At 66.6% G+C, this 12,580-nt stretch carries 10 protein-coding genes and 1 tRNA gene; 7 read left to right on the top strand and 4 right to left on the bottom strand.

Annotated elements, in window-relative coordinates:
- Window positions 1–56: 56 nt before the first annotated feature.
- Window positions 57–2,084, bottom strand: a complete 2,028-nt coding sequence (locus tag QSJ19_RS03480) for a bifunctional copper resistance protein CopD/cytochrome c oxidase assembly protein (RefSeq protein ID WP_286318315.1) — start codon at window positions 2,082–2,084, stop codon at window positions 57–59.
- Window positions 2,085–2,139: 55 nt separating this feature from the next.
- Between QSJ19_RS03480 and QSJ19_RS03475 the strand changes: the two genes are divergently transcribed.
- Window positions 2,140–2,213: transfer RNA gene (locus tag QSJ19_RS03475), tRNA-Arg, on the top strand.
- Between the two features lie 20 nt (window positions 2,214–2,233).
- On the opposite strand, the gene QSJ19_RS03470 is transcribed toward QSJ19_RS03475, so the two are convergent.
- Both QSJ19_RS03470 and QSJ19_RS03465 read right to left on the bottom strand, forming a co-directional pair.
- Window positions 2,234–2,551 (bottom strand): hypothetical protein, encoded by a 318-nt coding sequence (locus QSJ19_RS03470; protein ID WP_286318314.1) that lies wholly within the window; start codon window positions 2,549–2,551, stop codon window positions 2,234–2,236.
- 212 nt (window positions 2,552–2,763) lie between these two features.
- Window positions 2,764–4,035, bottom strand: coding sequence for a uracil-xanthine permease family protein (locus QSJ19_RS03465; RefSeq protein ID WP_286318313.1), 1,272 nt, complete (start codon window positions 4,033–4,035; stop codon window positions 2,764–2,766).
- Window positions 4,036–4,402: 367 nt separating this feature from the next.
- Here QSJ19_RS03465 and QSJ19_RS03460 point away from each other — a divergent pair, with 367 nt between their 5' ends.
- From QSJ19_RS03460 to cmrA, 5 genes are all read left to right on the top strand, one after another.
- Window positions 4,403–6,115 carry an ABC transporter ATP-binding protein gene (locus tag QSJ19_RS03460; protein ID WP_286318312.1) on the top strand — a complete coding sequence of 571 codons (1,713 nt, stop codon included), beginning with the start codon at window positions 4,403–4,405 and terminating at the stop codon, window positions 6,113–6,115.
- 42 nt (window positions 6,116–6,157) lie between these two features.
- On the top strand, window positions 6,158–6,703 hold the full coding sequence (locus QSJ19_RS03455) for a PadR family transcriptional regulator (RefSeq protein WP_286318311.1): 546 nt from the start codon (window positions 6,158–6,160) through the stop codon (window positions 6,701–6,703).
- Window positions 6,704–6,744: 41 nt separating this feature from the next.
- Window positions 6,745–8,808 (top strand): NADPH-dependent 2,4-dienoyl-CoA reductase, encoded by a 2,064-nt coding sequence (locus QSJ19_RS03450; protein ID WP_286318310.1) that lies wholly within the window; start codon window positions 6,745–6,747, stop codon window positions 8,806–8,808.
- A 112-nt stretch (window positions 8,809–8,920) separates the two neighbouring features.
- The gene (locus QSJ19_RS03445) at window positions 8,921–9,427 is read left to right on the top strand and encodes a nitroreductase/quinone reductase family protein (RefSeq protein WP_286318309.1); all 507 of its coding nucleotides are present in this window, start codon (window positions 8,921–8,923) and stop codon (window positions 9,425–9,427) included.
- Between the two features lie 51 nt (window positions 9,428–9,478).
- Complete coding sequence (gene cmrA / locus QSJ19_RS03440; RefSeq protein WP_286318308.1) at window positions 9,479–10,288, top strand: mycolate reductase; 810 nt, start codon at window positions 9,479–9,481, stop codon at window positions 10,286–10,288.
- 10 nt (window positions 10,289–10,298) lie between these two features.
- On the opposite strand, the gene QSJ19_RS03435 is transcribed toward cmrA, so the two are convergent.
- Window positions 10,299–11,852, bottom strand: coding sequence for a helicase HerA-like domain-containing protein (locus tag QSJ19_RS03435; protein ID WP_286318307.1), 1,554 nt, complete (start codon window positions 11,850–11,852; stop codon window positions 10,299–10,301).
- Window positions 11,853–11,956: 104 nt separating this feature from the next.
- On the opposite strand from QSJ19_RS03435, the gene orn reads away from it, so the two are divergent.
- On the top strand, window positions 11,957–12,556 hold the full coding sequence (gene orn, locus QSJ19_RS03430) for an oligoribonuclease (protein WP_286318306.1): 600 nt from the start codon (window positions 11,957–11,959) through the stop codon (window positions 12,554–12,556).
- The last annotated feature ends 24 nt before the right edge of the window (window positions 12,557–12,580 follow it).

The raw sequence follows: 12,580 nt of genomic DNA, 5'->3' as shown, positions 1-12,580 counted from the left end.
CGCTCGGCGAGATGCCGGACACGATCGGCGAGATCCAGGGCACGATCGGCGGCGGGTCAGGAGCGCTTGTTCAGCTCTTTCAGCATCTCGTTGTAGCCCTCGAGGTCGGCGTCGTGGTCACGCAGCGCACGCCTGTCATACCGTCGCGCCTGCCGTTCATCCTGCCGGCGCCACTGCACCAGCAGCGCGAGCATGATCACCACGAGCGGGATCTCGCCGGCGGCCCAGGCGATGCCACCGCCGACGCGCTGATCGTCGAACAGGTCGTAGTTCCACGGGAGATTCAGAGCGCGGTAGTAGGTCTCGGCGATGACCGCGCTCGTCATCATCAGGGCGACGCCGAAGAACGCGTGAAACGGCAGCGAACCCCACACGATGCCGAGTTTGGCGACCGGGGAGACCTGTCTCGGGGCCGGGTCGATCCCGATCACCAGCCAGTAGAACAGATACCCGCTGAGCAGGAAGTGCAGATTCATCAGCAGGTGCGCAGCGTGATACTGCACCACGGCGTCGAACAGACCACCCAGGTACAGCGCGTAGAAGCTGCCGACGAACAGCACCGCGGCGATGGCCGGATGGGTGAGCAAGCGCGACGGCGGGCTGTGGATCGCCGTCTGGATCCATTCGCGCGGACCCGGCGGATTGCCGCGGCCGGCTGGTGGCAGCGCCCGCAGCGCGAGTGTGACCGGACCACCGAGGACCAACAGCACCGGAACCATCATCGACATGATCATGTGCGAGATCATGTGGATGCTGAACATCGCCGGTGAGTAGCGTCCCAGGCCCGACGACGTCGCGAACAGCAGCAGTGCGCACCCCAGAATCCACGCCACCGTCCGACCGACCGGCCAGCTGTCGCCCCGGCGGCGCAGCCGCAGGACGCCCCGCAGGTAGACGACCGCGAGAACGATCGCGAGCGTGCCGAACATCAGGTCGAAACGCCAGTCGACGAGGATGCGGGCGAACGTGGGCGGTCCGTCGATGTCGTAACCGACGGTCGATTCCACCGCGGAGATGTCCGCACTCTCCCCGGCCGGCGGTGGCGTCCGCGACAGACCGACGGCGAGCCCGAACGTCACCGCGAACACCAGCGTCTCGACGATCCCGAATCGCACGAACACCGATCGCGCGGCGGACTCGCTCTCGAGGCGCGCGATCGTGACCCGACGGTGCCCGGCGCCGAGTCCGCCGAGAACGACCAGCGCGGCGACCTTGGCGAGCACCAGTTGCCCGTAGATGTCGGTGAACAGATCGCCCAGTGGCACGCGGACCAGCGCGTTGATCACGCCGCTGACACCGACGACGACGATGCACCAGAACGCCACTCGGGAGAACCGTCGCACGGCAAGGACCCGCCACCGTCCGTTCGCCAGCGCATAGGTGACCACGGCGAACAGTCCGCCCATCCACAGGGTGGCGCCGACGATGTGCAGGATCAGGCTGTTGGTGGCGATGTCGTGATTGCCGCCGGTCGACGAATGCCCGGCGAGCGCCGCGGGCATGAGGCTCAGCACGACGAGGCCGATCACCGAGACCGACCATCCCCAGCGCAGAATGACGCGGGCCACCGCCGCGGCCGCGATAGCGAAGATCGCTGTCCAGAGCCACGTGCGTGCGTCGGCCACCTGCGAGTAGGCATTGATCAGATTCGACGGCTGCAGCGACGCCGTCAGCGGCTGGCCGCTGACGTTCGAGATCGACAACGGGATCAGCAGGACCGCGCACACGCTCCACGTGAGCGCTGCCGTCGCCGCGATCCGGATGGCGCGATAACCGCCGACGTCGAGCACTCCGTCGCGCTGCGGCGGGACGAAGAACGTCGCGAACACCGCCGACCCGAGCGCGATCGCGGCACTGACCTCACCGATCGCGGTCACTGTCGGCACGCCGTAGGTCGTCAACCAGCCGGGGTCCGGGACGCCTGCCAGACGGACGGCCGAGGCCGCCGACAACGCGGTCACGATGATCGCCACGATCCCGGCGAGCCAACCGAGCGCCCACGAGAGGCCCGCCACGGCGCCGCGCTGCTCCTGCATCGCGTCCCGGCCGGGCTCGGCCGGGGCTGTCGGCGTCGCGCTGGTCATGGTTCAACTGTAGGACGGGATATACTCGCCTCCGCTGCCGCCCCGAGTGGCACATGCCTCCGTAGCTCAGGTGGATAGAGCAAGGGCCTTCTAATCCCTAGGTCGCAGGTTCGAGTCCTGCCGGGGGCACCCCAACCGACGGTCGGCGTCTACGCCCCGACGCCGCGATGACCCGACCACATCGCACCCGCCCGCGATGCGGCCCGATCGATGAGTGCGGTCAACTCGTGATCATCCGGTACCCGGAACGATGTGTAGGCCCCCCGCCCGCCCGCGGTGGGCCGTCCGTAGGCCTTCGCCGCCAGCCGCCCGTCGGGCAGCATGCGGACGTTCAGAGTCGTCAGTCGGAACTCGACATCACGTCGCGAGTCGGTCCATTGCAGATGTTCGGGGATCGCGACGTTGATCGCCAGCGCAGTGACCTCGAGGTCGGGCTCTATACCGTGCTCGCCGTCGTCCGCAGCCATGACACCGGAGACTACCGCCGCCGACCGAGGTCGGTCCTCGTGCGACGAAAGTCCCTCGCGGTCCGCGAAACCCGACATTCAGGCCACAGTCCTCGTAGCATCACACGCATGGATTACATGTGGGTGATGCCCGCCGTGGCCCTCGTCTCGTGCATCGTCATCGGCCTGGGTTTCGTGCTCGGACTCCCGGGCAACGACGACTGAGCGACGTCTCAGTCCGTCACCGTTCCGCGCCACCGGCCGATCAGCGTCATGGCGTGATAGATGGCGAGCGCCGCAGCGGCACCCAGGGCGATGCCACCGAAATTCAGGTCGCCGACGACCCAGGTGAAATCGGCGATGCCGATCACCAGCGGGATCGCCGCGGTGAACTGATTGACCGGTTTCGAGAAGTCCACCCGGTTGGTGACCCAGATGTGCACACCGAGGATGCCGACGAGACCATAGAGCGCCGTGGTCACACCACCTAGCACGCCCGGCGGCACCGCCGCGATCACCGCACCGACCTTCGGTGACAGGCCGAGCAGTACGGCCACTGCACCTGCGATCCAGTACGCCGCAGTCGAATACACCTTCGTCGCGGCCATCACTCCGATGTTCTCGGCGTACGTCGTCGTCGCCGAACCGCCACCGCTGCCGGCGAGCACGGTGGCGAGTCCGTCCGCGGCCAGCGCCCGACCGATGCGTCGGTCGTAGTTCGCCCCTGTCATCGTCGCCACCGACTTGACGTGACCGATGTTCTCGACGAGCAGCACCAGCACCACCGGCAGGAACATCGGGATCACCGAGAGGTGGAACGTCGGTGTGTGGAACTCCGGGAAGCCGACCCACGCCGCGTCGGCGATGCCGCTGGTGTCGACCTTGTCGACGACGAGCGAGATGACGTATCCGAGGATGACGCTCAGGAAGATCGCGAGGCGACCGAGCAGACCGCGGAACAACACCACCGACGCCACCAGCAGGACCAGCACCACTGTCGCGATGACCGGATCCTCCTCGTAATTCGTCTTCGCGGTCGGAGCGAGGTTCAGCCCGATCAACGCCACGATGGTGCCGGTGACCACCGGGGGCATCAGCACCTCGATCCATCCGATGCCCGCGAAGTGGGCGATCGCCCCGATCACGACGAGCAACGCCCCGACGACGACGATGCCGCCCAACGCCGCCGACTGACCGTCGGAGGCCGTCGCGGCCAGAACCGGTGCGATGATCGCGAAACTCGAACCGAGATAGCTGGGCAGGCGGTTCCGGGTGATCAGGAGGAACAGGATGGTGCCGATCCCCGAGAACAGCAAGGTCGTCGCGGGCGGGAACCCGGTGAGCACAGGAACGAGGAAGGTGGCGCCGAACATGGCCACCACATGCTGCAGGCCGATCCCGACGGTCCGCGGCCAACTGAGCCGTTCGTCGGGGGCGATGACTCCCCCACCGTCGACCTTCCGCCAGGACAGGAAGCCACGCGAGCGTTTTTCGGGTGTCGCCATGGGAATCAGTCTGCGGCATGGACACCCACTTCTGCTGACCTGACAGCGTTCTCCCAGCTGCGCGCCAGGCCGCCCGCAGGTCGCGGCGATAGCTTTCTTCTGGCCGGCAAGGCCGCCGGCCAGAACACAAGGAGAACATGCATGCCTACTCCAGGACAGAATCCCGGACAGGGCCCGCGCCCGGGCCAGCAGCACCCCGAACCGCCCCGCAGGCGTCGGCGACGTCGCGTGTGGAACCGCCGCCTGCACCGATGGGACTGGACCTGGTTCTGAGCCGACGCCCGACCTGACCCATCCACGCCGCGCCCGAGGACAGCAGACCGCGCAGTCCTCGGGCGCGGCTTCGTGACCCGATCGGACAACTTCGATGACCGCACGCGAGGCCTACCGCCGATTTCTTCCGGCACTCCGGGGCGAGGGCTCCCGATTCGCCCTTGCCGCAACACTTCTCCTCATCGCGACAGCCTGCGAGATCCTCGCCATCTTCGTACTGTCCGACGTGATCGACGGTGCGCTGTCCGCCGACAGCACGATCGCGTTCGCCCGACTCGCCGCCGTGTGGCTGCTGATCACGGCGATCTCCACCGGCGCCGACTACTACGGCCAGGTGTTCGCGGTCGCCATATCCGAGAGAGTGGTCCTGCGCCTGCGCGACGGACTGTTCGCCCACGTGCAACGACTCAATCCGGTCATCCACCGTCGATTCGGTCTGGGCGACATGGTGACCCGCCACTCGAGCGACCTCGAGGCCGTGGAGTACCTGATCGGCTCCGGGGTGATGCAGTTCATCGTCGCGATTACCAACACCGTCGGACTCGTGGTCGCCGCACTCATCATGAGCTGGCAGGTCGCCCTGGTCGCGATCGCCGCGGTGCCCGTGCTCTGGGCCGTCTCCGCCTTCTACGGACGTCGCCAGACCGTGGTCACCCGCGACGAACGGACCGCCAACGCCGACATCGCCGTCGCCGTACAGAGCGCACTCAGCGGTCACGAGACCGCGGTCGCCTACAACCAGCAGCGCCGTGAACACGCCCGGCTGCATCGCCACGGTGTGGCCTGGCGCGGGGCGCGCCTGTCGCAGACCAGGATCGAGGCCGGATTCGGTGCGGTGATGGGCTTCGGTCAGGTCGTCGTCACCCTCGCCATCGCGGTCGCCGGGGTCTGGCAGGTCCGTCAGGGGTCGCTCAGCGTCGGCCAGTTGCTCGCTCTCACCGGCTATCTCGGCATGCTCTATCCGAAGATGCAGGAACTCGCCGAGGTCCGGTTGTCGCTCGCGTCAGCCGCGGTGAGCGCAGAACGGATCGCCGAGCTCCTCGACCTCACCCCCACCGACGCCGACCGCGACGACGCGGTTGCGCACTCCGGACTCGACCACACGGTCTCGGTCCGCGATGTCACGCTGCGCCGCGGCGACGCCACCGTGCTCGATCGCGTGTCGCTCGACCTTCATCCCGGCCGGATCACTGCGCTCGTCGGTCCCAGTGGCGCCGGGAAATCCACGCTCGCCTCCCTGCTGTGCCGCTTCGACAGTCCCGACACGGGCACCATCATGTTGGGCGAGAAGGTCTACGCCGACCTGACCGGACAATCGATCCGCGACCACGTGACGCTCCTGCCGCAGCAACCCGTCATCAAGGCGACGACCGTCGCGGACAACATCGCCTATGGCCGCCCCGACGCGAGCCGCACCGAGATCATCGGTGCCGCACTGGCCGCCGACGCCGATTCGTTCATCAACGAACTCCCCGACGGCTACGACACGGCGCTCGACGAGGACGGCCTGACCCTGTCCGGTGGTCAGCGACAACGGATCGCCATGGCGCGAGCGATCCTGCGGGACAGCCCCGTCCTCGTACTCGACGAACCGACCTCCGGGCTCGACGACGAGACCGCGCAGCGCATCCTCGAGCCTCTCCGGCGACTGGCGCAAGGCAGGTCGACCCTGCTCATCACACACGACCCACGCGTCACCGACATCGCCGACGACGTCGTCGAACTGCGCGACGGACGACTGACGACCCGCGAACAGGCACTCAATCTGAGGAGCCACTCAAGTTCATACGCAACCAAGTGCATATGAACCCTGTTGCATAAAACGTCGGTGCAGTGCTAGCTTTCTGGCATGGCGCTCGAGCATGCGATTCTCGTGTCGCTGGCCGAGCGCCCCGGGACGGGATACGAGATCGGCCAGCAGTTCGACCGGTCCATCGGCTACTTCTGGTCGGCGACGCATCAGCAGATCTATCGGACGCTGAAGAAGCTGCACTCCGACGGACTGGTGAGTTTCGAGTCGGTCAGCCAGGACGGACGTCCGGACAAGAAGGTCTACACGATCTCATCCGAGGGCCGGAAGGTGTTGTCGGAGTGGGCAGTGAGTCCCACACCGGTCCAGCCGCTCCGCAGTGACCTCGGTGTCAAGCTGCGTGCCGCGGAGTTCGGGGACCTCGCCGCCGTGATCGGCGAGCTGAAGGTCCACCGCGACGAGCACCTCGCACAACTGAAGCTGTACATCGGCTTCCAGGAGAACTTCTATCCCGACCCGGATGCACTCATCGGCCGCAAACTCCACCAGTATCTGGTGCTCCGCGGCGGGATCCGCCAAGAAGAAGGCTTCATCGAATGGTGCGACGAGGTCATCGTCGCCCTGGAACGAGAGCTGTCCGCCTGACCGGGCATCCCGGTCGATCACACCGAGAGGAAAGGTCCGCCATGTCAGCCCACACGGCCGCACCGAATCCGCACTACCCGCGCCTGTTCGAGCCGATGCAGCTCGGCGGCACGACCCTGAAGAACCGCCTCGTCATGGGGTCAATGCACACCGGACTCGAGGACCGGATCTGGGACACCGACAAGTTGGCCGCGTATTACGCCGAACGTGCCCGTGGCGGAGTGGGACTCATCATCACCGGTGGGTTCGGTACGTCCCGGACCGGATTGCTGCTCCCGTTCGCCGGCAAGATGACCAATGTCGCCGACGTCGCGCGTCACCGTCGGATCACGAGTGCGGTGCACCGCGAGGACGGCAAGATCGCGATGCAGCTGATCCACGCCGGACGCTACGGGTACACGCCGTTCAAGGTCGCCGCCGGCTCCGAGCCGTCCCCGATCCACCCCTTCAAACACCTGAAAATGACCGACGCCATCATCCGGCACGTGATCAAGTCGTTCGGCAGATCCGCGAAGCTCGCCCGCAAGGCCGGCTACGACGCCGTCGAGATCATGGGCGGTGAAGGCTATCTGATCAATCAGTTCCTCTGCCCGCACACCAACGACCGCACCGACAAGTGGGGTGGATCGACCGAGAACCGGCAGCGGTTCCTCGTCGAGATCATCAAGGAGATCCGCCGACAGGTACCGCGCGACTTCCCGGTGATCCTGCGGCAGTCGATCGCCGACTTCGTGCGCAAGGGTCAGACCTGGGACGAGATCGCGCTGATGGCGCGCAAGGCCGAGGAGTACGGGGTCGACGCGATCAACACCGACATCGGCTGGCACGAGGCGGGCGTCCCGACGATCGTCACGTCGGTGCCGCGCGCCGCATTCGTCAAGTTCACCGAGCGACTGCGAGACGAGGTCTCGATCCCGCTGATCGCCAGCAACCGCATCAACACCCCCGAGGTCGCGGAGGAGATCCTCGAGCGCGGGAAGGTCGATGCGATCTCGATGGCGCGACCGCTGCTCGCCGACCCTGATTTCGCGGACAAGGCCGAGTCCGGACGCTCCGACGAGATCAACACATGCATCGGCTGCAACCAGGCCTGCCTCGACCACGCGTTCGTCGGCAAGAAGGTCTCCTGCCTGCTGAATCCGCGCGCGGGCCGCGAGACCACCCTGACGCTGGGAGCGACCCGCCGCGCCAAGCGGGTCGCCGTCGTCGGCGCCGGCCCCGCCGGACTGTCGGCCGCGGTCTCGGCCGCACAGCGCGGACACAAGGTCGACCTCTTCGAGGCGGGTGAGCACATCGGCGGCCAGTTCTCCATCGCCGCACGGATTCCCGGCAAGGAAGAGTTCAACGAGACGATCCGCTACTTCACCCGCCAGCTCGACCTCGCCGCGGTCACCGTCCATCTGAACACGCGGATCACCGCCGACGAGATCATCGAGCGCAAGTTCGACGAGGTGATCGTCGCAACGGGCGTGACGCCGCGCATCCCGCAGATCCCGGGAATCGAGCACCCGATGGTGATGTCCTATGCCGAGGCTGTGCTCGGCCACCGGGAGATCGGCAAGCGGGTTGCCGTGATCGGTGCCGGCGGAATCGGTTTCGACGTGACCGAGTTCCTCACCGTCGATGAGTCCCCCACCCTGAACCTGAAGGAGTGGGAACAGGAATGGGGCGTCAGTGAGGACCTCTCCAAGCCCGGTTTCGTCACCAAGCCGCGACCGCTGCCCGCGATCCGCGAGGTCTACCTCGTGCAGCGCAAGTCGGGTCGACAGGGCAAGACACTCGGCAAGACGAGCGGCTGGGTCCACCGGGCGACCGTCAAGATGAAGGGCGTCGAACAGATCTCGGGCGCCAACTACGACAGGATCGACGACGCCGGTCTGCACCTGAGCTTCCGCGATGAGGACGGCACCGTCATCGAGACCCGCATCCTCGAGGTCGACAACATCGTCGTGTGCGCCGGTCAGGAATCGGTCCGCGAACTCGTCGACCCGCTGACCGTCGCGGGCGTCACGACCCACGTGATCGGGGGCGCCGATCTCGCCGCCGAACTCGACGCCAAGCGCGCGATCCGACAGGGCACCGAGGTGGCCGCGGGAATCGCCTGACACAGAAAGACATTCACCAAACGACGTCCGACGACGTGACGGCGGTGGCACACTCGATCGGGCAGGTCCCCTCGAGGTGCCGCCGCCGTCGACGTGTGGACAGGAGTCAACGATGGGGTCTGAGTTCCCAGACCGACGATGGGGCACCGAATCGAGCCCGCTCCGTCGCCCGATGGTCGCCCTGGCCGGCACGCCGTTCGGCTCCTGGGTGATCCGCACCCTCGTCCCGCTCGATCGACGTCTCCTGCGCGCCACCGGCGGACGGCTCACCGCCTTGGGACCGATCGGTGCACCGACCGTTCTCCTCACGACCATCGGGCGCCGGTCCGGCGAGAAGCGGACGTCACCGCTGATCTATGTCCGCGACGATCCCGACCTGTTCGTCATCGGCTCCAACTTCGGGCAGGAGGAGCATCCGGCGTGGACGTGGAATCTCCTGGCTCAGCCCATATGCTGGGTCAACACGGCGGGCACCGACATCGAGGCCTCGGCCACCCTGCTCGACGGTCCCGAGCGCGATCGAATCGTGGGCGAGTTCGAGAAGATGGTCACCGTGTACGAGGTCTACCGCGGGCGCACCGATCGTCCGATGAGGGTCTTCCGTCTGACGCCCACGTAGCGTCGGGGCTGCGGGCCGTCTCCGAGTGGCGGCCCGACTAGAGTCGACAGCATGCCGCTACCTGCCGCCTCCGACTCCGCTCGCGCCGTGGTCTCGGGTGCCTCGTCGGGAATCGGGATGGAACTCGCATGGGCCCTCGCAGCCCGCGGACACTCGCTGATCCTGGTCGCCCGCCGCGGTGACGTCCTCGAAGAACTTGCCGGACGGATCCGCACCCAGCACGGCGTGCACACCGAGGTGCGGGCGGTGGACCTGTCCGATCCGTGCGCTCTCGAGGTGCTCGCCGCCGAGCTCGCCGACCGCGAGATCTCGATCCTCTGCAACAACGCAGGGATCGCCACGTTCGGTCCGGTCAGTGACCTCGATCCGGAGTACGAGCGTGCCCAGGTCCGGCTCAACGTGACCGCGGTCCACGATCTGACTCTCGCCGTGCTGCCCCAGATGGTGCACCGCGGGTCCGGCGGCATCCTGATGGTGGGATCGGCGGCCGGCAACATGCCGATCCCGAACAACGCCACCTATGCGGCCAGCAAGGCGTTCGTCAACACGTTCAGCGAATCGCTACGTGGCGAGGTCGGCGACCGCGGTGTCCACATCACACTTCTCGCGCCGGGTCCGGTCCGCACCGAGACACCTGCACTCGAAGACGCATCCATCGTCGACCGCATGGTTCCCGACTTCCTGTGGCATTCCAGTGCGCGGGTTGCGGAGATGAGTCTGGATGCGCTGGAGCACAACAAGATGCGTGTCGTGCCGGGCGCTCTGTCCAAGGCGATGTCGGTCGCCGGGGGGTACAGTCCGCGCGCCGTCGTCGCGCCGATCGTCGGGTCGTTCTACCGCAAACTCGGCGGCGACTCCTGAGTCGAGCCGGTCAGCGTCGTCGCCGACGACCCGTCCCGAAGATCGCCCTGCTGAACTCGCGGCCGGCCGCCGACGCGGCCGAGCGGAGAAAGCTCTGCACGGGCTTGCTCGTCAGCACCTCGGTCAGCATGCCCGGTTGTTCCGACGTCGGGTCAGGCGCGGGCACTGGCGGCGGTGGCGGTGGCGGTGCGTCCCCGGGTTCGTCCGGTGACAGGGTGTTCGCCGCCAATTTCTCGTAGGCCGATTCGCGGTCGATTGCAGTTCCGTACTTCGCGTACAGCGCACTCGCCTTCGCGGCGGCGGTGATGCCCTCGGCGCCAATGGCTTCCATGGACGATCGTGGAGCCCGGACCACGGTCCACGCCACCGGCGTGGGTGCACCCTTCTCCGACAACACGGTGACGATCGCCTCGCCGGTCCCCAATGACGTGAGCGCCTTGTCGATCTCGTAGACTTCGGAGACCGGATAGGTCTTCACGGTCTTCGACAACGCCTTCTGATCGTCGGGCGTGAACGCTCGCAACGCGTGCTGGATACGCGCACCCAGTTGGGAGAGAACCGCATTCGGGATATCGGTCGGGAGCTGCGAGCAGAAGAACACGCCCACCCCTTTGGAACGGATGAGTTTGACGGTCTGCTCGACCTGTTCGGTGAATGCCTTCGACGCGTCGTCGAGCAGCAGGTGGGCCTCGTCGAAGATGAAGACGAGCTTCGGCTTGTCGAGATCGCCGACCTCCGGGAGGAATTCGAACAGGTCGGCGAGAATCCACATCAGGAATGTCGAGAACAGGGCCGGACGCGCGGACTGCGCGCCGAGTTCGAACAGAGTGATGATTCCGCGGCCGTCCGGCGCCGCCCGGATGAGATCGGTGGGCTCGATCTCGGGCTCCCCGAAGAAGGTGTCGCCGCCGTCGGCCTCGAGATTGGTCAGCGCACGCAGGATGACACCGGCCGTCGCAGTGGACACACCACCGATCGCCTTCAGCTCGGGTTTGCCCTCGTCGCTCGCGAGATGGGCGATCACCGCCCGCAGATCCTTCAGGTCGAGGAGGGGCAGGCCCTTCTGGTCGGCCCAGTGGAAGATGAGTCCGAGCGTGGACTCCTGGGTGGCATTGAGACCCAGCACCTTGCTCAGCAGGATGGGCCCGAACGACGTGATGGTGGCGCGGACCGGGACCCCGATCCCTTCGGAGCCCAGGGACACGAACTCGACCGGGTACGAGGCCGGTTGCCACTCGTCACCGGTCTGCGTCGCCCGCTCGGCTATCTTGTCGTTCGTGGTCCCGGGCCTGCTCAGACCGGAGAGATCTCCCTTGATGTCGGCCATCACCACCGGGACACCGTTGGCGGACAACTGTTCCGCGATGAGCTGAAGCGACTTGGTCTTGCCGGTACCGGTCGCCCCGGCCACCAACCCGTGGCGGTTCATCATCGACAGCGGGATCCGCACACGGGCAGCCGGGTCGGCGTGTCCGTCGACCGACACGGTTCCCAGCTCCAGTGACGTCGAGTCGAACGCGTATCCGGCGGCGATCGTCGTCGCAGCGGTGTCGGGATCGGTCACAACAGCTGTCCTCTCATCCACATGGTCGTATCAGCTCGTGCACCACAGCAAACAATAGCCGTCGCGCCACCGCGCGAACGCTCACGACGACTAAGGTTGACCGGATGCAGGACAAACTCGTGTGGATCGACTGCGAGATGACCGGTCTGCGACTCGAATCGGACAAGTTGATCGAGATCGCCGCCCTCGTCACCGACAGTGACCTCAACATCCTCGGTGACGGTGTCGACATCGTCATCCATGCCTCCGACGACGACCTCGCGGCGATGCCCGACGTGGTGACGAAGATGCATGCGGCGTCCGGACTCACCGACGAGGTCCGTGCGTCGACCGTCTCGGTCGCGGAAGCGGAGAAGCAGGTGCTCGACTACATCCGGACCCAGGTCACCACCGCCGGCGCCGTCCCGCTGGCGGGCAATTCGATCGCCACCGACCGCGGGTTCATCGCCCGGGACATGCCCGAACTCGATGCGTACCTGCACTACCGCATGGTCGACGTCAGTTCCATCAAGGAACTCTGCCGGCGCTGGTACCCCAAGATCTACTTCGGGCAGCCCGAGAAGGGCCTCGCCCATCGGGCCCTGGCCGACATCCGCGAGTCGATCCGCGAACTGAAGTACTACCGCGCCGCCGCCTTCGTCGCCGGGCCGGGACCCGATGTCGACGACCTCACCACCATCGTCAATGACCTCGGACCTGCCTGAACACGCGAGACCGTAACCGATTGG

Origin of the sequence: Gordonia sp. ABSL11-1 (assembly GCF_030315685.1) — a bacterium.
Classification (GTDB): Bacteria; Actinomycetota; Actinomycetes; order Mycobacteriales; family Mycobacteriaceae; genus Gordonia.
This window is presented reverse-complemented; position numbering and strand designations above follow the sequence as displayed.